At 70.8% G+C, this 22419-nt stretch carries 16 protein-coding genes; 5 read left to right on the forward strand and 11 right to left on the reverse strand.

From position 1 onward, the window contains the following. Nucleotides 1-84 precede the first annotated feature (84 nt). Nucleotides 85-735, forward strand: coding sequence for an MFS transporter (locus IEZ13_RS07235; protein WP_229794525.1), 651 nt, complete (start codon nucleotides 85-87; stop codon nucleotides 733-735). Nucleotides 736-901: 166 nt separating this feature from the next. Here the strand turns inward: IEZ13_RS07235 and IEZ13_RS07240 are convergent, their stop codons facing one another. After that, nucleotides 902-1285, reverse strand: coding sequence for a hypothetical protein (locus IEZ13_RS07240; RefSeq protein WP_183218954.1), 384 nt, complete (start codon nucleotides 1283-1285; stop codon nucleotides 902-904). A 150-nt stretch (nucleotides 1286-1435) separates the two neighbouring features. On the opposite strand from IEZ13_RS07240, the gene IEZ13_RS07245 reads away from it, so the two are divergent. Together IEZ13_RS07245 and IEZ13_RS07250 are read left to right on the forward strand one after the other, a co-directional pair. Continuing rightward, on the forward strand, nucleotides 1436-2494 hold the full coding sequence (locus IEZ13_RS07245) for a spore photoproduct lyase family protein (protein WP_229794526.1): 1059 nt from the start codon (nucleotides 1436-1438) through the stop codon (nucleotides 2492-2494). A gap of 4 nt (nucleotides 2495-2498) precedes the next feature. After that, complete coding sequence (locus IEZ13_RS07250; protein ID WP_229794527.1) at nucleotides 2499-3284, forward strand: class I SAM-dependent methyltransferase; 786 nt, start codon at nucleotides 2499-2501, stop codon at nucleotides 3282-3284. A gap of 24 nt (nucleotides 3285-3308) precedes the next feature. On the opposite strand, the gene IEZ13_RS07255 is transcribed toward IEZ13_RS07250, so the two are convergent. From IEZ13_RS07255 to IEZ13_RS07280, 6 genes are all read right to left on the reverse strand, one after another. Then, nucleotides 3309-4406 (reverse strand): alpha/beta fold hydrolase, encoded by a 1098-nt coding sequence (locus tag IEZ13_RS07255; RefSeq protein WP_183218956.1) that lies wholly within the window; start codon nucleotides 4404-4406, stop codon nucleotides 3309-3311. Between the two features lie 189 nt (nucleotides 4407-4595). Then, a complete protein-coding gene (locus IEZ13_RS07260; RefSeq protein WP_183218957.1) occupies nucleotides 4596-5855 on the reverse strand; it encodes an erythromycin esterase family protein in 1260 nt (419 codons plus the stop codon). Between the two features lie 28 nt (nucleotides 5856-5883). Beyond that, on the reverse strand, nucleotides 5884-6159 hold the full coding sequence (locus tag IEZ13_RS07265) for a sulfurtransferase TusA family protein (RefSeq protein WP_183218958.1): 276 nt from the start codon (nucleotides 6157-6159) through the stop codon (nucleotides 5884-5886). Nucleotides 6160-6172: 13 nt separating this feature from the next. Then, a complete protein-coding gene (locus IEZ13_RS07270; RefSeq protein WP_229794528.1) occupies nucleotides 6173-7675 on the reverse strand; it encodes a PP2C family protein-serine/threonine phosphatase in 1503 nt (500 codons plus the stop codon). Nucleotides 7676-11216: 3541 nt separating this feature from the next. Continuing rightward, a complete protein-coding gene (locus IEZ13_RS07275; RefSeq protein ID WP_183218959.1) occupies nucleotides 11217-11531 on the reverse strand; it encodes a type II toxin-antitoxin system PemK/MazF family toxin in 315 nt (104 codons plus the stop codon). 108 nt (nucleotides 11532-11639) lie between these two features. Then, complete coding sequence (locus IEZ13_RS07280; protein WP_183218960.1) at nucleotides 11640-13022, reverse strand: GGDEF domain-containing protein; 1383 nt, start codon at nucleotides 13020-13022, stop codon at nucleotides 11640-11642. Nucleotides 13023-13170: 148 nt separating this feature from the next. Between IEZ13_RS07280 and gndA the strand changes: the two genes are divergently transcribed. Continuing rightward, nucleotides 13171-14610 carry an NADP-dependent phosphogluconate dehydrogenase gene (gene gndA / locus IEZ13_RS07285; RefSeq protein ID WP_183218961.1) on the forward strand — a complete coding sequence of 480 codons (1440 nt, stop codon included), beginning with the start codon at nucleotides 13171-13173 and terminating at the stop codon, nucleotides 14608-14610. Nucleotides 14611-14668: 58 nt separating this feature from the next. Next, nucleotides 14669-15460 carry an SAM-dependent methyltransferase gene (locus IEZ13_RS07290; protein WP_183218962.1) on the forward strand — a complete coding sequence of 264 codons (792 nt, stop codon included), beginning with the start codon at nucleotides 14669-14671 and terminating at the stop codon, nucleotides 15458-15460. Here IEZ13_RS07290 and IEZ13_RS47715 read toward each other — a convergent pair. From IEZ13_RS47715 to pgm, 4 genes are all read right to left on the reverse strand, one after another. Then, entirely contained in the window at nucleotides 15430-16881 is a 1452-nt protein-coding gene (locus IEZ13_RS47715; protein WP_183218963.1) for a GGDEF domain-containing protein, read from the reverse strand. The two genes, IEZ13_RS07290 and IEZ13_RS47715, sit on opposite strands and share 31 nt — an antisense overlap. A 92-nt stretch (nucleotides 16882-16973) precedes the next feature. Then, nucleotides 16974-18323 (reverse strand): MFS transporter, encoded by a 1350-nt coding sequence (locus IEZ13_RS07300; protein ID WP_183218964.1) that lies wholly within the window; start codon nucleotides 18321-18323, stop codon nucleotides 16974-16976. A gap of 51 nt (nucleotides 18324-18374) precedes the next feature. Continuing rightward, entirely contained in the window at nucleotides 18375-20678 is a 2304-nt protein-coding gene (locus IEZ13_RS07305; protein ID WP_183218965.1) for a putative bifunctional diguanylate cyclase/phosphodiesterase, read from the reverse strand. Nucleotides 20679-20757: 79 nt separating this feature from the next. Further along, nucleotides 20758-22398: a phosphoglucomutase (alpha-D-glucose-1,6-bisphosphate-dependent) gene (gene pgm / locus IEZ13_RS07310; protein WP_183218966.1), complete on the reverse strand. Its 1641-nt coding sequence runs from the start codon at nucleotides 22396-22398 to the stop codon at nucleotides 20758-20760. Between the last annotated feature and the right edge of the window lie 21 nt (nucleotides 22399-22419).

Here is a 22419-nt window from a genome sequence, read left to right on the forward strand (position 1 = left end):
CAACCTTGCCCAATACCGCCCCGCGCGGAAACTGTGACCAATCTCCCCCGGGTCGGGTTTCCCGATGGCGGGTACAACCGACAGGTGCCCCGTCGCTACCTGGAGGCCGGCCTCTACACACTCCCCATGGCGGCCATGACGATCATCGCGTCGCCGCACTCCGGCCGCCTGGTCGGCAGCCGCGGCACGCGCCTCCCCCTACGGATCGCCGGCACCGCGATGGCCCTCGGCCTGCTCCCGCTGACCTGGGCCACCGTCACCACCCCCGGATGGCAGCTGTTGGCCGGCTACCTCGTCTTCGGTTTCGGCTTCGGCATGGTCAACACCCCGATCACCAACACCGCGGTCTCCCGCCTCCCCCGCTCCCGGGCCGGCGTCGCCGCCGCCATCGCCTCCACGAGCCGCCAGGTGGGCGCCGCCCTGGGCGTCGCCGTCATCGGCGCGGTCGCCTCCGCGTCCGGCCCCACCACCCACGCGGCCTGGTGGATCATGCTCACCCTGAGCGTCGCGGTCCTGCTCATCGGCCACCTGACCGCAAACCCCGACGCCCCTCACTCTCCCCCGAGAGCTCACCGCCTGACGCCCGTCGCTCTTCTCAACCCCATTTCCGGTACGCACGTGCCGGCCCTCAACCGCACCACCCCGTCCCGCCGGCTCCGGCGACCACCTGCAACTCGAGCCCGTGCCGCCCGCACCGGGCTGAGCTGCCGGGCTGGGAGCGCGGGCGGTAGATGACAGTGAGGCATTCGACCAGCGGGGTCGGAGCTGTCTCAACCCGCCTGAGACAGTCCTGACAGCCAGCCGGGAAAAGGCATGCGTGACGCCCTGGCGTGGGCGGCCCCGGCGGGCCGCCTCGCGATACCTGGCAGGACCCGTTCCGCCCGCCTGCGCGGCACCATGATCACGATCGGCGGCGACCGGATGCCGATGCCGGGCCGGGCCTCACCGCGGCGAGCGGCTCCCAGGCCAGCGCCGACCGTTCCGCGTCCAGCATGATCCACCCCCGCGATCCGAACGGCCCCGGATCCACGACGAGCCCGGCGCCCGCCCCGAGAACCGGCTCCCCGGAACACGGGCGGCCCGAATCCACCACCGACCCGGCACCCGCCCCGAACGCCGGCTCCCCGGAGCCCGGGCGGGCCGGGGTCGGTTCGGCGACCGGAGACCGCGACTCGGGCGGGGCCGGGTGGGGCGGCGGCACGGTCCTGGAGGGGCGGCGGGTGAGCAGGAGCAGGGCCACGGTGACGAGCGAGATGGCCAGCCCGATGGTCAGGAGAAGGGGCACGCGGGTTCCGATCCGGGTGTCGCGGGAATGCGGTGACGGCGCCGAGTCAACGGCATTCCGGCGGCACCGGACATCCCTGTCCGCCCGATCGTGGCGGTAGTGCACGCGCCAGGGCTAACCGATTCACCCGGCCTGACGGACAATCGGGGCGTGAGTGATCTGTTGGACATCCAGCGCATCTACCTCGAACCGGCCGCCGCCGATCTGCCCCGGGGCCGCGAGATCCTGGCCCGCTTCCCGGAGGCGGCGATCGTCGAGGTGGAGAGCCACCAGCGGATCCCGGAGGTGCACGGTGACGAGGCGAATGTCCGGCGCTGGGTGCGGATCAAACGGGAGGCGCTGGTCCTGGGCGTGAAGAAGACGATGACCGCCCGCCCGAACGGCCGCTCCGCCGATTTCATCGCCCCGTCGACGGCGAACGGCTGCGCCATGGCGTGCGCCTACTGCTATGTCCCGCGGCACAAGGGATACAGCAATCCGATCACCGTCTTCGCCAACATCGAGCGCATTTCCGCGTACCTCCGAAGGCACGCGGCCCGGCAGGGCGGCAAGCCGCAGCCGAACGAATGCGACCCGGAGTCCTGGGTCTATGACATCGGGGAGAATTCGGACTGCTCGGTGGACGCGAGAATCAGCGACAACGTCCGGGATCTGGTCACGTTGTTCCGGGAGCTGCCGAACGCGAAGGCCAGCTTCGCGACCAAGCACGTCAACCGGGACCTGCTCGAATGGGATCCGCGGGGCCGGACGCGGATCCGGTTCTCGCTGATGCCGCCGGCCGATTCCAGGGTGCTCGACATCCGCACCAGCGGGATCGGGGAACGGATCGCGGCGATCGACGATTTCGTGGCGGCCGGCTACGAGGTGCACGTCAATCTGAGCCCGGTGGTGGTCCGGGACGGCTGGCTGGGGGATTGGGCCGAACTGCTGGAGCAGCTCACCGCCGGAACGAACGCGGCCACGAAGAGCCAGCTGGCGGCCGAGATCATCTTTCTGACCCACAATCGTGCGCTGCACGAGATCAACCTCGGCTGGCATCCGCGTGCCGAGGAACTGATCTGGCGGCCCGGCCTCCAGCAGGTGAAACGCTCGCAGAACGGCGATCTGAACGTCCGTTACCGCACCGGCGCGAAGGGCTCCTACGTAACGGCGCTCACCGATCTGATCGGCGAGCGTGCGCCGTATCTGCGCGTTCGTTATGCATTCTGAACCGGTGACAAAACCATATGACGTCTTCGATGCGGCAGCGGCGGACTACGACAGCGTGGGGGTGGATTTCGTCGGGCCGATGGGGTCGGCGCTGGTCGCCGCCGCCGATATCCGGGCCGGTGAGCGGGTGCTGGACGTGGGCTGCGGGCGCGGGGCGGTGCTGTTCCCGGCCGCCGCCGCGGTCGGGGAGTCCGGTTCGGTGACCGGAATCGACATGGCGCCGGCCATGGTGGCGCTGACCCGGGCCGCGGCGGCCGGGTTGCCGCAGGTCACCGTGGCGGTCGGCGACGGTCAGGCGCCGGACTTCCCGGCCGGCTCGTTCGATGTGGTGGCGCTCGGGCTGGTGCTGTTCTTCCTGCCGGATCCGGAGGCCGCGCTGCGGGCATACCTTCGGCTGCTGCGGCCCGGCGGCCGGCTCGCGTTCAGCTGTTTCGCGGCGTTCGACCCGGGCTACCGGGAGGCGATGCGGGTGATCGGCGAGCACACCGACGAGCCGTCTCAGCAGCCGAAACTCCCGGCGATGTTCGACAGCGAGGACACCTTGCGGTCCGCGGTCGGCGCCGCCGGCTTCGCCGACGTCACGATCGACGAGCTGACGGTACGCAGTGAGTTCCGCGACCTGGAGCATTTCCTCACCTGGGTGGACTCGCACGCGGGCCGGGCCGTGCTGCGCCGGGTTCCCGCCGAGCGCCGTCCCGGGTTGCTGGCCGCGCTCGCGCCGGTGCTGCCCGACCCGCCGGGGATGAGCACCGGGGTGCGCCTGGTCAAGGCGGTGCGCCCGGCGGACTGAGCCACCGGGCGCGTCCGCGAATGATCAGGTGAACCGGGCGGCGATCCAGTTCGCGACCAGGTCGGCGGACTGGATCACGGCGGTGTCGTGGGTGGCGCCCTCGATCGTCTCGAAGGTGAGCGAGACCCCGTACGCCTGGATCTGTCCGGCCAGCATCTCGGAGAGGAAGTAGGGGACGGCCTCGTCGTCGGTGCCGTGCACGAGCAGGATCGGCGAGCTCGGCGCGGTCTGCAGCGGGTTCTCGTAGGAGGCCATCTTGGTGATCACCGCGGCCGGCACGGTGCCGCCCTCGACCAGCTGCTCGGCGGTGAAGTTCTCGTAGGCGGCCATGATCTCGTACAGGCAGCCGGTCTGGAGGACGCCGAGCTGGGCCTCGGCGGGGGCGGCGAGGACGTTGGCGGGTTTGAAGCTCGGTTCGACGGCGGCCACGCCGAACAGGGCCATCACCAGGTAGCCCTGGACCGGGGTGCCCGCGATGTACGGGATGATCTCCTGTGCGTTGGAGAGCGGGGCGATCGCCACGGCGCCCTTGAGGACCAGGTTGCCGTCGTAGGACGGGGCGAGCTGACTGGCGAACAGCGAACCGGTGCCGCCCTGCGAGTGGCCGTCGACGACGTACTGGGTGGACAGTGCGGAGTCGAGGTTGCGGGCCGCCCGTACGTTGTCGATGATCGACCGGCCGGCGCTGGCTCCGACCAGGTAGGGGTGCTGCTGTACCGTCCCGAGCCCGGGATAGTCCGGCGCGGCCACCGTCCAGCCGCGTTCGAGCAGTTCGGCGACGGCGATCCGGGCCTCTTCCCAGAAGACCGCCTGGTTGGTGGAGGGTGCGCAGGTGTCGGCGAGCCCGGTGGTGCCATGTCCCCACGCCACGACCCGGTTCTTCTTGTTGGTGCGCGGGGTGAGGACCAGGCCGGTCGCGGTGATGACCCCACCGTTGATGTTGGTGGTGACGTACTGGATCCGCTTGCCGGTGGCGAGAGCGGACAGACTCGGCGGCAGGCTCGCGGTGGACGAGCTGAGCACGTATCCCGGCACTGTCGCGTACGCCGGTCCGGCGGTCGCGACGACCACCCCGCACGCGGCGATCACCGCGGCGAGGATGAGTCGGGAGATCTTCTTCATGGCACCCCGTTCCCTGCTGAATCCGAAATGGATGATCGATGGAGGCCACAGCCTAAAACCGCTCTCCCCCACCGTGGATCAGCATTCACGGGCACATGTCCGTGCCCTTTCAGGCATCCGCACACGTCAACTGAATGATGTGCCACCGAGATTCAAAAGATCCATTTAACCGGTCCTTCATGGTGTTAATCAGACACCGCTGGGGTACGTCTCCGGCTCGTGCGCGTCCACCCGGAGAGTGTGCAGTGGCCGCAGCGCCCGCGTCTCGGCGAACCACAGAAACGCGTCGTAACGTTCACCCAGCACGGTCGGCACGTAGTTGGCCCAGCGCTCCCGCTCCGCCCGGTAGACCACGCCGATCGCCCGGTGCGGCAGCACCGTGGTGAGCAGATCCGGTCGCGGGCCCTCGGCGGGGAAGACGAACAGCCCGCACGGCGGAGCGGCCGCGTGTAAGACTTCCTCCAGCGAACCGGGCCGCGCCTCGGGCACGCCCATGACCTCCATCGACTGTCCCCAGCCCGGGCCGGCCACCACCGTTCCCCGGTAGGTGCCGAAACCGACCAGCAGCACCTGGGCGTCGCCGTACCGTTCCCGCGCCAGCTGACCGATGGTGATCTCGCCGTACTGGGACTGATCGGTGGCCCGGGCGTCGCCGACGTGCGTGTTGTGCGCCCACACCACCGCCTTCGACGTGGGCCCGTACCGGCGCAGCAGCCGGTCCAGGGTCTGGTCCATGTGCCGGTCGCGGATGTTCCACGCCTCCGGGCCGCCGCGCACCATGGCCCGGTAGTAGCCCTCCGCCCCGGCCACCACCTCGGCGTTCTGCCACAACCCGAAGTCCCGGTCGCGGACCGCCGACAGCATCGTCACCACCCGGTCCTCGCAGGCGGCCGGCACGAGCTGGGTGGCCCAGCCGTACGCGTTGGGATCCTCGTTGAACGGCTCGAAGCACCGGTACGCGTCCAGCGCGGCCGGAACCAGATCCGGGTCGTGCTCGCGCAGCCAGGTGAGGATCTCGCGCATCGACTCCCACAGCGAGTAGACGTCCAGCCCGTGGAAGCCGACCCGGTCGTCCGGCGCCCGCCGCACGTTGCGGGCGTGCAGCCAGCGGGTGAAGTCGACGGTCTCCTCGTTGGCCCACATCCAGGTGGGCCAGCGGTCGTAGCGGACCAGCGCGTCCCGCGGGTCGGCCCGGTCGTCGCGGACCGCGGCGTTCACCCGCTCGCAGTCCGGCCAGTCCCCCTCCACCGCGACGAAGGAATACCCGCACTCGGCGATCAACCGTTTCGTGAGCTCGGCCCGCCACTCGTAGAACTCGTGCGTCCCGTGGGTGGCCTCGCCGATCATCACGACCCGCGCGGCGGCCGCACGATCCAGGAGGATCTCCAGATCCCCCGGATCCCGCAGCGGCCGGGCGATCGAGGCGACCTCGTCCCCGTACCGGATCATTACGGCCGGATACCCCGCGCGAAACGCCCTATACGTCCGATCTATGCCACGGCCGGTCGGCCCGGGTCACGGTGGCGCCGGCGGTCACCCGGACCCCGTACGCCGGACGGTCGTGCCCGTCGACCGGCCCCAGGTACTCGTGGCCGGTCAGGTGGCACCAGGCGGGCAGGTCGATGGGCGCGGCCGGGTCGGTGGCGATCAGGTGGACGACCGCCCCGCCGGGCAGCGTGGTCGTCAGTTTCCGCAGCTCGATCAGGAGCAGCACACAACGGCGGTCTCCACCGTCCAGAACGACCGGGCTCATGCCCCGATCATGCCTAACGGGGCCGGGCCGCCAGGATGCAGGTGTCGTCGTCCGGGTTGGCGCGGCGCAACCGGGCCAGCAGTTCGGCCAGCGGCTGCTCGGGGGCGGACCGCACCGCGTCGTCGACCGAGGTGATCACCGCGTCCAGGCCCACGTCCAGGCTGCGCCGCCGGTGCTCGACCAGCCCGTCGGTGTAGAGCAGCAGCACGTCACCGGTGTGGAAGCTGAGGACGGCGTCGCTGTACCGGGCGTCGTCGACCACGCCCAGCATCGGGCCGGGCGGCCGGGACAGCGGGGCCGTGTGCCCGCCCCGGCTCAGCAGCGGCGGCGGATGCCCGGCCTGCGCCCAGACCAGCTCGCCGCGCGCCGGGTCGAACCGGGCCACCACGGCGGTCGCCGACAGCTCCGGAGACTCCGCCTCCAGCTCGCAGGTCAGCCGGTTCAGGTGCTCGAGCAGCGTACCGGGATCGCTGGTGACCACGGCGAGAGCGCGCAGCGCGTGCCGCAGCTGGGCCATCGTGGTGGCCGCGTGCGTGCCGTGCCCGGCGACGTCACCGACGGCGAGCAGCACCGACCCGTCACGCAGCGCCGCCGCGTGGTACCAGTCACCGCCGACCAGCGTCTCGTGCCCGGCCGGCAGGTAGCGCACCGCCACCCGCAGCCCCGGCAGGTCGATCGGCTCGGCCGGGATCGGCAGGATGATCTGCTGGAGCCGGGCGGCCAGCTCGTGCTCGGCCGCGAGGGTGCGCTCCACCTCGGCCAGCCGTTCCACGTTGGTCTGCTGCTCGGTGACGTCCTGGACGATCCCGCAGATCCGCAACGGGCGCCCGCCACTGTCGCGCACCGCGTCGACGACCGTCCGCAGATGCTTGATCCGCCCGCCGATCCGGACCCGGGTGATCACGTCCACCCGCTCGGACCGCTCGAACGCCTCCCGGGCGGCCGCCTGGAGCGGACGGTCGTCCTCCACCACGATCCCGTCCGCCTCGTCCCGGCCGAGCGGCCCGAGCGCCGGGTCCCGCTCATAGATCCGGTACAGCTGCGGCGACCAGTAGATCTCCCCGCTGGTCAGGTCCCACTCGCCCCAGCCGAGGTTGCCGAGCTGCTCCATGCCGCCGAACCGGTGCAGCCGGTCCAGCCGCTCCCAGCTGACCAGCAGCCCCGGCCCGAGCCGCCGGGCCCGCACGGTGAACTCACCGTCCCCGATCCGCACCGCGCCGAGATCGGCCGGTTCCCCGGTCTCCATCACCCGCTGGTAGACCGCCCACCGCTCCTCGGCCGCCACGTCCGCCGCCGTCCGGGTCACCGGCATGCCGATCAGCTGCGACCCGAGCTGCCCGTCCGGAGTCACCGCCTCCGGGCTGGCCGCCGCCCACACCAGGTCGGCGAGCCGCCCGCGCCCGTCGATCTCGGCGAGCAGATAGGCCGCCATCCCCGGCAGCGAATCAAGAATCCCGCGCACGGTCGCCAGCCACGGCGTCCCACTCTCATCGACCCGGACCGGCACATCGCTCACCACCCGCGCTCCCACAGCGACCTCCCCGCCCGCTCTGGGTTTCCTGCTTACGCCAGCACAGGGCACCACGGCATCCCCCGATCATCCGGGCGGGTAGCCCCGGCAGGCGCTCCGTCGCACACGTCACCCGGACGAGCGTCCGACGTTCGGCCCCCATCCATCCGCTTCGCGGTCCCGGCCCCCCGATCACTCACCCTGACCGATCCGGTTCCCGCTCAAACCCTTCCCCGGTACGAACGAAGCGCCCCAAACTCAGCAACCACCCTCCACAGGGCACCACTCACCTCGCGGCGTCCCGTCGGCACACCACGGGTGGGCTAGACCCGTTTCGCCGGACAGCGTCGATGTGTTGATCTTCATGCTGCCCGGAGTGCCGATAGCGGACCCGGATGGCGGGTCTCGTAGGCGCCCGAGGCTGGAGTGCCCGCGGCGAGTGCCGTATCAGCCCTCGATGCAGCCCTACCGGCTCCTGAACTCGGACGTCCGCCAAACCGGGGCAGACCCAGGGCAGGTCCCCGACATCCACGATCCCCTCGACATCCGCAAGCTTCCCGCTCCCATCCGCCCATTCCGCAAACCCAACCCAACCCGTCCCACCGACCACTGTCACCATCCGCCAGCCCTCCACTACCTCCCACCGCTCTCCGCTTCCAGCACCCCCGACCTCCCCTTGGTAAACCCCTCCCGTCCAGCACCCCAACCTCCCCGCCCAGCCCTCATTCGCCGCCATCACCTCCATTACGTTCGGTCACTACCCAACCGCCACCACCACGTGTCCACACCCGACCACCACCACTCCAACGCCAGCCGCCACACCAACTCCCATCGGCCCAGCCCACCCCGGACCTTCCAGCACCTGATCGCTCCTACCGCCTTGCGGTCCCTGTCCCACGCGGCTCTCGACCCTGCAATCCGGCCAGCCGCCCCATGCATCCATCGAGCTCATCATTCGAGGCAGCCCGGCCGAATCTCGATGAAGCCGTTGTTGCAAGAGGTCACGCCCCGCCAAGCCAGCACGTCCCGATACCCAGCCGGCCATCCCCACGACGACGCCACACAGGCACTTCGCACCCTGCCCGGGCCGCTCCATCACGACACGCCCGTGCGCAGGCCGTTCCCATCACGGCATGCCCTTGCCCAAGCCGCTCCATCACGGCACACCCCTGGCCCAAGCCGCTCCACCACCGCACACCCCCTGGCCCAAGCCGCTCCATCACGGCACACCCCTGGCCCAAGCCGCTCCACCACCGCACACCCCCTGGCCCAAGCCGCTCCATCACGGCACACCCCTGGCCCAAGCCGCTCCATCACCGCACACCCCTTCGCGGCGGCCCGCCCGAGACGTGGACACGCTCCTCGTCCCCGACCCGCCCTTCTCCGACCGCCCGGGTCTCCCCTCGAGCCCTTCAACCGGCTCGGCGCGGGCAGCCACGGCATGCCCTTACTCCACCGGCCCCATAGCGCGCCGCCTTGGCCAGCGATTCCAGAAGCCAGGGGATTCACCGATGAGTCCTGCCGATACAGGCCCGTGATCCACAACCGTCCCCGGAGCGACCGCGGCACACCGACCCGCAGCACAGGTCGCACCACCGGGCGGAGACGACCCGGCCTCCCGCCTCCCGCCTCCCGCCGGACATCGCCTCCTCCGCGCCACCCCACTCTTCCGCGTTCCCGTCGCCCAACCGGAAAGAAGCCCATCCTCCACAGGCTTCCGTCCGCCAGCGCCAGGATCCGGAGCCAGCCCGAAACCAGGCAAGCAAGCAGGAGCGGGATAACAGTCCTATCCAGAAGCGAGCAGACCCAGATCCGGAAACCGTAACCAAGCCGGGAAAAGGCGCTAGCCCAGGCACGGAAACCCAAAGATTGCGCGGTGACGAAGTCAGACGTAGGCACGAAACCGGACACGCAGGCGAAAGCACACATAGGCCTGGAAGTAGCCACACAAGCCAGAGCAAGCACAGCATCACTAGAGACCGCGGGCGCGCGGGCACACAAGCACGAAACTCGAAAGGCCCGCGACCATGAAGGAAGCCACAAATTCCGAACCGAACACAGCAACCGCGGAAGCGCGCTGGCAAGCCGAGTCAGGCCGGCCCTCGGTCCGCCGAACACAGACGCGGACGGGAACACGAACGCGGCCGGAAACGCAAGCACGTATATCGACGAGGGCGCGAGCGCGGACACGGGCACGGGCGCGGACACGGGCACGGACGCAGACACGGGCACGGGCACGGGCGCGGACACGGGCACGGACACGGGCACGGACACGGAAGCGAGCACAGGCGCGGAAGCGAGCACAGGCGCGGACACGGGCACGGGCACGGACACGGGCACGGGCACGGAAGCGAGCACAGGCGCGGGCGCGGAAGCGGGCACGGCAGTGGCAGTGGCAGTGGACTGGCCGCATCGGAGTTGGGCGCGGCGCAAACGTTCGGCGTTGCGCTGGCGTAGGCCCCATTCGCGGTGACGTTCATGGGCGCGGCGGAATTGATCGGCGACTGGCGAATGATTACGCCGTTTGCTCGGATCGCCCATCGCTGCGATCACCCTTGGAGAAAATAGTTGCTGCTGCCGCATACCTATACTTTCCTACGTCCGCGAGAAGAACTGTAAGCCCGACCAAGAAGTCGATCATGCCAATTCCGGATCGAAGGAAATGTGAATAACAGACGTCGTTAATGACGCAACGACAAACATGCAACAGCTCAGCAATAATCGTCATCGAGTTCCGTCAGCTCACCGCGCATCGCATAGCCCAGCGCAATCACGCAGAACGATGACGCACTCAGCGCGCGGTCAGGCCGGCGAGCTGATTCGGTAGCGGCCCCACCCGCGCGACCAGCGAAGCGCGGTCAAGCCCAGCGCGACCAAGCCCAGCGCGGGCAGGGCGGCGCGGGCAGGGCGGCGCGGGCAGGGCGGCGCGGGCAGGGCTGCGGAGCATCACCGAATAGGGATGGCTGCCAGCAGAAACAGTGGTCGGCAACGGCGGTGGCACCCGATGGTCGCCGCCCAGTGACGGCACCAAGCAACAACAGCGAGTGGCCGACAACGCCGGCAGCCCTTCGATCGGGCGACCAGCGGCTGGCCACCAACGACGACAGCCGCCCCGCGAAGACAGCCGAACCCGGGACCGGCCGGCCCGTGACGATGACCGAGCGGCGAAGACGACCGACTCGCTCAGGACGACCAGCTTGTGAAGGCAGAGACCAGAAGTTAGGGATCGGGCAAAACCTATGAAGAGTGGGTAATTCGCAAACGGACGTCTGACACTGCGAGAGTACAAAAGGCCATTAAAGGTAGGAATCCTCAACCAAAGCGGGCCGAAGGGGCGGATCAAGCTATGAGAGGTGACCGCCAAGAGAGGGGCGCCGTGAGAGCGGATCGCTACGAAGTGGCGGGCTCTTCAGCAGGAGATCTTTCGGGGCCTGAGGAGCCAGCAGAGCAGGCATCGAGGGCCAAGTGACAGAGAAGCCACTAAATGGGGGTAATGGGGAGATGTCGCTGGAAAGTGCGCGGTTTACGGCGTACCGGGGAAAGGGGTTTAAAGCTCGAAAAGATCTCGCATCGCCTCGGCTAGGCGGGCCATGCTGGCGCCGGTCACCATGCCGATTCGTTCGGCGCCGGTGGAGGCTGGGAGGCGGCGCATGCGGTTGACGACGACGACGCCGGTGATCGGGTCCTGTTCGGTGAGGGCGACCGCGTACGGCGGAAGCTCGGTGACCCCCCGCTGCCGGACGATCGGCGCGCAGAAGGGTGCCGCGTTGCCGCGCTCGTTGTAGCTGTCGCCGGAGAGGACGAGGACGCGGTAGCGCAGATCGGCGCGATCACCGATGGTCCAGATCTCTCCGCGCCTCATGCCCGCGACAACCCGGATGTCGGCAGAGTCCGGATCGGCATGGCAGGAAGCGTACCGCCGCACCGATCTCCCCCGCGTTCGCCCCGCCCACGCATCGGAAACAATCGTTCAGGCCGCTCGCCGGGTGGCTTTCTGCTGGTACATGGCCTGGTCGGCGCGCCGGATCAGATCGTCGGCGCAGGTTCGGGCGTCGGAGTGGACGGCGCCGATGCTGGCGCTGACCCGGATCGACTCGCCGGCGACGACGATCGGCTCGGTCAGGGCCGCCCGGACCAGGGTGGTGAGCCGTTCGGCGTCCTCGCCGAGCAGGACGAACTCGTCGCCGCCGTAGCGGGCCGCGAACACGCCGAGGCCGCCGAGGCGGGCGCCGACCTCGGTGAGCAGCCGGTCTCCGGCCAGGTGGCCGAGCCGGTCGTTGACCTGTTTGAAGCCGTTGAGGTCGCAGAACAGCAGCACCACCGACGGGTGACCGGCCTCCTGTTCGCGGCGCAGCGCGGCGTCCAGGCGGTTCCACAGTTCGGCCCGGTTCGGCAGGCCGGTGAGCAGATCGTGGGTGGCCTGGTGGCGCAGCCGGCGTTCGGCCTGCTCGCGTTGCAGGCTGATCCGGGCGACCCGGACGCCGACCAGCGCGATGATCAGCAGGTTGCCGACGGTGAGCAGGGCGGCGTCGCCGGGCAGGCCGAGGATCTCGCGGACGCCGGAGACGGTGGGGATGACCGCGATCGCGCCGCCGAGGACGATGACCCGCCCGACGAAGAGGCGGGCGGGCGGCACCGGGCAGGGGTTGGCCAGGTCCGCCGCGCGGGGGTGCAGGGCGGCGAGGCCGACCAGCGCGTAGGCGACCACGAAGATCGTCTCGCGGAGGACGGTGGACTGGGCGGTGACGGTGCCGGTGGCGAGGATTCCGCCGACCGCGCCCGCCAGGTTGCCCAGGACGGACAGGATGAACAGGGCCAGCGGGGTGGAGAATCGCTCGCTGGTGCGCAGCACCCGGATCAGGGTGCCGAGGATGCCGGAGATCATCAGAACCGTGGCCAGCAGATTGGCCTGTTTGGCCAGCGGGACGCCGGCCCGGTCCAGGCTGGGTTCCAGCACGATGGTCCAGGTGAGGGCGGCGACGACCACGGCCACCACGCCGGCGTCGAGCAGGCCGCCGATGTCGGCGCGGCCACGGCGCAGCACCAGGGCGACGGCGGCGGCCAGCATGTGCAGGTTGCTGACCAGGACGATCAGGTCCCCGACGGCGGCGTTCCGGCCGCTCAGCAGAATGACGTTGTCGACCACCAGCCAGCAGAGGGCGAAGGCCATCAGCACGAACGGGCGCCGGTCGCCGGCCGGCACCCGGCCGACGAGGCGGATGATCGGGATCGCGGCGAGCACCGAGATCGCCAGCAGGATCAGGTCGCGGCCACCCTCGGACACCACCGGCATCGCGGCCGTGAGCGCGGTCGCGGCGCCGATGTAGGCCACCATTCCGAGGTTCCGGGTCACGTCACCTGCGATCGGTAGGCGCTCCGGGCACTTGAGGTAACCGCACCGGTGTTCACCACGTGGACGGGATCGAACCGCCGGGCTCCCGAACCCGTAAGAATGACCGCGGGGCCCGTAATGGGCGGGTAATCAGGAAGGACGTAGCACGATGTCGCAGAAGGCGCAGATCGGAGTCACCGGCCTGGCGGTGATGGGCCGGAACCTGGCCCGTAACTTCGCCCGGCACGGACACACCGTGGCGTTGCACAACCGGTCCTACGGCCGCACCAAGGAGCTCGTCGAGGAGTTCGGTCACGAGGGCAGTTTCCTGCCGGCCGAGACCGCCGAGCAGTTCGTGGCGAGCCTGGAGCGCCCGCGCCGTGTGGTCATCATGGTCAAGGCCGGCCCGGCCACCGACGCCGTGATCGACGAGTTCGCCCCGCTGCTGGAAGAGGGCGACATGCTGATCGACGCGGGCAACGCGCACTACGCGGACACCCGTCGCCGCGAGGCCGCGCTCAAGGCGAAGGGGCTGCACTTCGTGGGCGCCGGCGTCTCCGGTGGCGAGGAGGGCGCGCTGCACGGCCCGAGCATCATGCCGGGCGGCCCGAAGGAGTCGTACGACGCTCTCGGCCCGCTGCTGGAGGACATCGCCGCGAAGGTGGACGGCGAGCCCTGCTGCGTGCACGTCGGCCCGGACGGCGCCGGCCACTTCGTGAAGATGGTGCACAACGGCATCGAGTACGCCGACATGCAGCTGATCGCGGAGGCGTACGACCTGCTGCGCCAGGTGGGCGGCCACTCCCCCGCCGAGATCGCCGGCATCTTCGAGAGCTGGAACGAGGGCCGGCTGGGCTCCTACCTGATCGAGATCACCGCCGAGGTGCTCAAGCAGGTCGACGCCGCCACCGGTAAGCCGTTCGTGGACGTCGTGCTGGACCGCGCCGAGCAGAAGGGCACCGGCCGCTGGACCGTGCAGGCCGCCCTGGACCTGGGCGTCCCGGTGTCCGGTATCGCCGAGTCGGTGTTCGCCCGCGCCATCTCCGGTGGCGTCCAGGAGCGTGAGGCGGCGGTGAGCGCGGGTCTGCCGGGCCCGTCGGCGTCGGCCGGTTCGCACGCCGGTGACCTGGTGGCGGACGTCGAGCAGGCGCTGTTCGCCTCCAAGATCGTGGCGTACGCGCAGGGCTTCCAGCAGATCCAGGCCGCCAGCAAGGAGTACGGCTGGGACATCGACCCGGGCGCCATGGCGAAGATCTGGCGGGCCGGCTGCATCATCCGCGCCAAGTTCCTGGACTTCATCAAGCAGGCGTACGACAAGAACCCGGCGCTGCCGACCCTGCTCGTGGACCAGTACTTCCAGGACGCGGTGGCCGGCGCCCAGGACGCGTGGCGCCGGGTCGCGGTGACCGCCGCCCAGCAGGGCATCCCGGCGCCCGGCTTCTCCTCGGCGCTGGCCTACTACGACAGCCTGCGCGCCGAGCGCCTGCCGGCCGCCCTGATCCAGGGCCAGCGGGACTTCTTCGGCGCCCACACCTACCACCGGGTGGACAAGCCGGGCTCGTTCCACACGCTGTGGGCCGCGGAGGGCCGCCCCGAGGTCGACGCCTGATCCCACTGTGCGAGCCCGGCCGACGCGGATCGGCCGGGCTCGATTATCCTCAGCGGACATGACTGTGCCCCCCGGCATCGACGTGACCGTGCCGAACGCCGCCCGCATGTACGACTACTACCTGGGCGGCAAGGACAACTTCGCCGTCGACCGCGCGGCCGCCGACGCGGTCCTGTCCGTGGCGCCGGAGATGCGCGACGCGGCCCGCTCCGGCCGTGAGCTGATCAAGCGCGTGGTGCGGCACATGATCATCGAGCGCGGGATCCGCCAGATCATCGACATCGGGTCGGGCCTGCCCACCAGGGAGAATGTGCATCAGATCGCCCAGGAGATCGACCCGTCGGTGCGGGTGGTCTACGTCGACCGGGACGAGGTGGTCTGCCGCCACGGTCAGGCCCTGCTCAGCTCGGCGAACACCACGATGGTCCAGGGTGACCTGCGTGATCCGGCGGCGATCCTGGCCGACCCGGGCCTGCGGAAGCTGATCGACCTCGACGAGCCGGCCGGCGTTCTGATGATGTTCCTGCTGCACCTGATCCCGGACGGCGACGGCCCGCACGCCCCGGTCGCCGCGATCCGGGAGGCTCTGGCCCCGGGCAGCGTGCTGGCGATCTCGCACGCCGCCTCGGACGCCCGGCCCGAGCACATGGCCAAGATCTCGGCGATCTACCAGCGGGCGAACTCGCCGTTCACGCCCCGGGACCCGGAGACGATCCGGGCGTTCTTCGGGGACTGGCCGCTGGAGGAGCCCGGTCTGGTGCACCTGTGGCCGTTCGCCGAGCTGCCGGCCGGGGTGGACCCGGATCTGGCGGCGATGGGCTATGCCGCGGTCGCGGTCAGGCGCCGCTGAGCCTTCACCTCGTACATGGCGGCGTCGGCCCGCCCGATCAGGGCCTCCCGGTCGACGACGGCGCCGGCTCGGGCGACGGCGGTTCCGATCGAGACCCCGACGCGTACGGGCGTGCCGGCCACCTCGATCGGCGCCCGCAGCGACTCGGTGATCCGGTCGGCGACCGTCGTGCCGCCGCCCGGGTACTCGCCGCGCAGCAGGATCAGGAACTCGTCGCCGCCGATCCGGCCGACCAGGTCCTGCTCGCGGACCGCGGCGGTGAGCCGCCGGGCGACCTCCTGGAGCACGATGTCGCCGGCCTGATGGCCCATCCGGTCGTTGACCGGTTTGAACCCGTCGAGGTCGCAGAGCAGCAGGGTGACCTCGGCGAGCGGGCCGTCGCCGAGAGCGGAGATCTCCTCGTCGATCCGGTCGACGATATGCCGGCGGTTGTAGAGGCCGGTGAGCCCGTCGTGGTGGGCCTGGTAGGCGAGGGTGCGCGCGGCCCGGGCCCGCTGTGCGGAGAGCAGCCGCAACCGCAGCACCACCACCGGCACCACCAGCATCGTGGCGACCGGCAGCACCACGCTGGCCGGCCGGTCACCCTGCGCGGCCTGGACGGCGGCGATCATCGGGTTGGCGCAGAGGGCGGCGCCGAGCCAGCCGAGCGGCGGGTGTCCCACGGTGGCCGGGCCGGGCCCCGGCTGGGTGATGTGCGGGCCGGTCGGCAGCGCCGGACCGGCGGCCACGCACAGGTACGCCAGCATCATGAGCTGGGCGGTCCAGACGTGGCTGCCGTGCACGGTGAGCACCGCGACGAGTTCGGCGGCCATGGTGAGGATCCCGGCGGCCATCAGGAAGGCGACCGGGCCCCGTGCCTTCGGGGCGGTGACGCCGATCCGGATCAGGCAGCCGACCACCGCGGAGAGCAGCAGCAGGTCGGAGAGCAGCAGCGTCTTGCCGAGCAGGGTGGCGTCCGGGACGACGTTCGGGCGGATCAGCCATTCCCAGAGCGGCCCGGCGGCGCAGAGGCCGATCAGCGCGGCGTCGATGAGGCCGCCGGGGTCCTTGCGGCCGTGCCGGCGCAGCCCGATGCCCGTGCCGATCAGGAAGAGCAGGTGCGCGGAGGCGATCGAGAGGTCGGCGGCGGCGCCTTCGGCCCGGCCGAGGTGGTGGCCGGAGATCCAGTCCGGCCAGCGCAGTGTGGCGAGGCTCAGCAGGGCCATGCCGGTCGTGGCGATCAGCCACGGCAGGCGGTCGGTCAGGTGCCGGGCGGAGAGGGCGAGCAGGTAGACGATGACCGGGACGGTGGTGACCAGAGCGAAGACGACGGTCCGTGCGCCGGGGCCGGTCAGCGCGTAGGACGTGACCGCGGCCGCCGACAGTCCCACCACTCCGGCGTACACGGGCCAGGCGGGCGCCGTGGCACGCGGCCATCCCATGGGGGTTCCTCTCCTCGGCCCGGCTGCTGTCGGACATTTGATCGACCGCGCCGCGCCCGGCCTGAGGGAAATGCCGGGCTTGAGGAAGCGGGTCAGGCGGGCGCCGCGGCCGGTTCGGTGGCCGGTGCGTCCTCGGCGACGCGGCGGCTCAGCGCCCGGTAGGGGCGGCTGGCCAGGGCCAGTGTCGTGGCGATCACGCCGATCAGGCCGGTGAGGATGAAGACCAGGGCCATCCCGCGGTCGGCGCCGGTGCCGAACCAGGAGCCGATGGCGTCCGCGCCGGCTCCGCCGTCGCTCATGAACGGGATGAACACGAACTGGGTGATCGGGGAGATCAGGAAGGCGGTCAGCGGGGACGCCGCCTGTTCGGCGCTCTGGGCGAGGCCGAAGACCCGGCCCTGCCGCTCGTAGGGGACGACCCGCTGGAGGATGGTCTGCTCGGTGGCCTCCGCATACGGCATGAGCAGCATGTACACGTACATGCCGACGGCCATCGGGATGATCGACGCCCAGATCGGGAAGACCACGATGATCACCCACAGGACCACGTTGAGCAGCAGCAGGAGCCGGACCGGGCGAGAACCCAGACCGGTACGGGACACGAGCAGCCCGCCGAGGATGAAGCCGGTGCTGATCACGCCCCACAGCAGGCCCCACGTCTGCACCGAGACGAGCGACAGCCCGTACGCGTCGGCGAGGGCCATGAACACGCCGCCCAGGAAGTTGTTGAACGTGCTGAACAGGATGAGCGCGGTCAGACCCGGCACCCCGGCGATGATCCGGATCGTGCCGCGCAGGTCGACGCCGGGCCGGGCGGCCTCGCTGTGCTCCGGCTCCCGTTCCGGGATGCGCACGAACGTGAGGTGGACCAGCGACAGCGCGAGCACCGCCAGGGCCAGGACCAGCACCGAGAACATGCCGTCGAAGGCCACCAGCACGCCGCTGATCACCGAGGTGACCAGGAAGCTGGTGCCGGAGACGGTGCCGACCAGGCCGTTGGCGCGGTCCCGCCGGTCGGCGTCGATCAGCAGCGTGACCAGGGTGGGCAGCGCGATGGTGCGGATGTTGCCGGCGATCACGCCGAACATCAGCAGCAGCACGAACGTCCAGAGCCGCACGTCGGCCGGGTCCGTCCACGCCTGTTCGGGCACGGACAAGTGGACCGCGAAGGCGGCGCCGTAGAACGCGAGGGAGGCCAGGGCCGAGCCCTGGAGCGCGGTCTTCTTGCGATGACCGTCGACCAAGCTGCCGAACCAGACTCCGGTGAGCGCGGTCAGCACCAGGAAGATGCCGGAGATGACGCCGGTCGCGAAGACCGACCTCGTCTCGAGGTACACCCAGAAGGTGACGGCGAACCAGACGGTGAAGTTGATGACCGACACCAGCAGCGTGTTGAAGAGCAGCTGGTAGAAGGTCCGGACGTGCCCCGTGACGACGGTCATGGACTGCACGGTATTACCTGGACCCCGATTGAGGTCCAGCCGGTTTTCCGCTCAGGCGCGGACCGGATCGGCGGCCATCAGCGCGGCGTAGTCGTCGGCGGGCACCGGCCGGGACATGAAGAAGCCCTGCCCGTACCGGTAGCCCATGTCCCGCAGCCGGTTCAGCTGCTCCTGGTTCTCGATGCCCTCGGCGACCGCCTTGAGCTGGAGGTGCTCGGCGAGCTGGGCGACCGCGGCGGCGACCGCGAGCCGGCCCCGGTCGGCGCCCTCGGCGATGCCGTCGACGAACGACTTGTCCAGTTTCAGCACGTCGACCGGGAAGGCGCGCAGCAGGCTGAGCGACGACTGGCCGGTGCCGAAGTCGTCGAGAGCCAGGGGTACGCCCATCTCGTGCAGTGCCCGGAGGGTCTCCCGCACCTGCCAGCCGTCGACCACCGACGACTCGGTGACCTCGATGATCAGGTTGCGCGGGCGGAGACCGGTCTCGCTGAGCACGGCCGCGACCTCGTCGACGAAGCCGACCTCGCGAAGCTGGCGGACCGCCACGTTGACGTTGACGGACTCGACCGTGCGGTCCCCGTAGGTGGCGTGCCAGCGGGCGAGCTGTGCGCACGCCTCCCGCAGCACCCAGGCGCCGAGCGGCACGATCAGGCCGGTCCGTTCGGCGACCGGGATGAAGTCGGCGGGCGAGACGAAGCCGCGTTCCGGGTGCTGCCAGCGCACCAGCGCCTCGGCGCCGTGCAGGCGGCCGGTGACCAGGTCGTAGATGGGCTGGTAGAGCAGCCGGAGCTCGCCGCGGGCGATGCCGGCGCGCAGTTCGCCGGCGAGCATGGCGTGGTTGACCATGTCCTGCCGCATCCGCGGCTCGAACCGGGCCCAGGACGCCTTGCCGGCCTCCTTGGCGGCGTACATCGCGATGTCGGCGTTGCGCAGCACCTCGTCGGCGGTCGCGCCGGTCTCGGCGATCGCGATGCCGGCGCTGGCGTGCACCAGCAGGTGCTGCTCGCCGACGGTGAACGGGTCGGCGAGGGCCTGGAGGGCGCGCCCGGCGGCGGCCTCGGCGGCGGCCGGGTCGTCGGTGGGCAGCAGCACGGCGAACTCGTCACCGCCGAGCCGGACCGGCATCTCGCCGGCCGTGCACTGGGCGCGCAGCCGCTGCGCCACCTGGAACAGCAGCTGGTCACCGGCGGCCGGGCCGAGCGTGTCGTTGATCATCTTGAAGTCGTCGACGTCGATCAGCAGCGCGGCGGCCGGCTGGTCGTCCTCGATGCGTTCGGCGAGCGCCACCGTGAACCGGGCCCGGTTGGGCAGGCCGGTCAGGTTGTCGCTGAGCGCGAGGCGCTCCAGCTCGTCCTGCTGACGGCGGATGCCGCGCAGCGCGAGGGTGTTCTCCCGCAGGCTGAGAAGCTGGCGGGCGACGACGCATCCGGCGATCAGGAGCGCGCCGATGATCACGGTGCGCTGCCGGCCGCTCATGTCCTGGGCGCTGACGCTGATCACCAGGCCGGCCGTGGCGGCGACCGCGGCGAACGGGAGCAGGTTGAACAGCGACCGGTTCGAGGCCGGCACGGGCTGCCCGGCCGGCTGGTCGAGGGCCCGCCGCTGGAGGTAGGCGCTGACGGCGAGGGCCGCGCCGACGATCGGCAGGACGAGCACCGACAACGCCATCCGGGACCGGTCGTCCCCGGCGATCATCAGGATGGTGGTGACCACGCAGGCGACCGGGGCGGCGGTGAGGACCCGCAGCGCGGTGCCGTCGACGGCGGTGTCCGGGGCGGCGGCGGCCTTGCCGACGATCACCAGCAACAGCACCCCGCCGACGCCGACGACCGCGGCCACCAGCCGGGCGGCCAGCGAGGTGCCCTCGGGGGCCAGGTCGAACACGACGTACCAGAAGATGAGGGCGCTCGCGACGGCCACCGTCAAACCGTCGAGCACGGCGCGGAGCAGGGCGACCGGGGTCTTCTGGCGGCCGGGCAGGGCCAGGAAGGTGAACATCAGGAGACCGAGGCCGGCCAGCGTCGGGACGGCGACCTGCAGGGACATGCCGGTGTCGTTGTTGGCCCGGAGCATGGCGACCAGCGCGGCGACCAGCAGGAAGACACCGACCAGCGTCATCCGCCGCCAGAACCGGTGTACCGGCCGCGGCAGCCGGACCCGGGCGATCCGCAGGCAGGCGTACGCGCCGGCGGCCATCGCGATCGGGCCGCCGACGTAGCCGAAAAACAGCTCGTCGTCACCGCGGACGAGCAGCCACGCGAGGACGACGAGGATCGCCCCGGCGGAGACGAACACGGGCGCCAGCCCTCCGGGCCGTGGCCGGGCGACGCCGCCGGCGTTCTCGGGTTCGCTCATCGGAGATCTCGGCTCCTGCCCGGTAGGCATCTCCTTGCGGTCTACCAGTCGGCGCGGAAGCCCCGAATCTGAGTGGATTTCAGCCGGACAGTGCGGCCGACACCACAGCCCGGGCCTCCTCCTGGACGCGGGCCAGGTGGTCGGGACCCTGGAAGGACTCGGCGTAGATCTTGTAGACGTCCTCGGTGCCGGACGGCCGGGCCGCGAACCAGCCGGACTCGGTGACCACCTTGAGGCCGCCGATCGCCGCGCCGTTGGCCGGGGCGTCGGTCAGCACCGCGGTGATCGGCTCGCCGGCCAGCGTGGACGCGGTCACCTGCGACGGCGACAGCTTCGCGAGGATCGCCTTCTCGTCGCGGGTGGCGGGGGCGTCGATCCGGGCGTACGCCGGCTCGCCGAACCGCGCGGTCAGCTCCCGGTAGTGCTCGCTCGGCGTCCGCTGGGTCACCGCGAGGATCTCGGAGGCCAGCAGGTCCAGGATGAGGCCGTCCTTGTCGGTGCTCCACGGTCCGCCGTCGCGGCGCAGGAACGACGCTCCGGCGCTCTCCTCGCCGCCGAAGCCGATCGACCCGTCGAGCAGGCCGGGCACGAACCACTTGAAGCCGACCGGCACCTCGTCGAGGCGGCGGCCCAGGTCGGCGGCGACCCGGTCGATCATCGACGAGGACACCAGGGTCTTGCCGATGCCGGCCCCGGACGGCCAGCCGTCCCGCGACGAGTAGAGGTAGGCGATGGCCACCGCGAGGTAGTGGTTGGGGTTCATCAGGCCGCCGTCGGGGGTGACGATGCCGTGCCGGTCGGCGTCGGCGTCGTTGCCGGTGGCGATCTGGAAGCGGTCCCGCTGAGCGATCAGCGAGGCCATCGCGTACGGCGACGAGCAGTCCATCCGGATCCTGCCGTCCCAGTCCAGCGTCATGAAGCCGAACCGCGGGTCGACCAGCGGGTTCACCACGGTCAGGTCGAGCCGGTGCCGCTCGGCGATGGCACCCCAGTACGCCACGCTGGCCCCACCGAGCGGATCCGCCCCGATCCGCACCCCCGCGTTCCGGATCGCGTCGATGTCGATCACCGACGGGAGGTCGTCCACGTACGTGCCGAGGTAGTCGTACCCCTGAACGCTCTCCGAGGCCCGTGCCGCGGCCGCGGTGACCCGCCGCACGTCCTTGAGCCCCGCCGTGATCAGCGCGTTGGCCCGGTCCTGGATCCACCGGGTGGCGTCGGTGCCGGCCGGGCCACCGTCCGGCGGGTTGTACTTGAAGCCGCCGTCGTCCGGCGGATTGTGCGACGGCGTCACCACGACCCCGTCCGCCTTGGCCTTCGCCGACCGGTTGTGGGTGAGGATGGCGTGCGACAGCGCGGGCGTCGGCGTGTAGCCGTCACGGCTGTCGATCAGGACCGTCACCTCGTTGGCCGCGAACACCTCCAGCGCGGTGATCATCGCGGGCTCGCTCAGCGCGTGCGTGTCCCGGCCCAGGAAGAGCGGGCCGGTGGTGCCCTGCTCGCGCCGGTACTCCACGATCGCCTGGCTGGTCGCCGCGATGTGGTCCTCGGTGAACGCGGTCCGCAGGCTGGACCCGCGGTGCCCGGACGTCCCGAAGGCGACACCCTGCCCCGGTTGTGCGGGATCCGGGTGCTCGGTGTAGTAACGCGAGATGACCTTGGGAACGTCGATCAGGTCGGCCGGCTCGGCCGGCTCACCGGCACGCGGATGGTGGGACATGGCGGCTCCCTCGAGGACGGA

Source organism: Actinoplanes campanulatus, from assembly GCF_014647795.1.
Lineage (GTDB): Bacteria > Actinomycetota > Actinomycetes > Mycobacteriales > Micromonosporaceae > Actinoplanes > Actinoplanes campanulatus.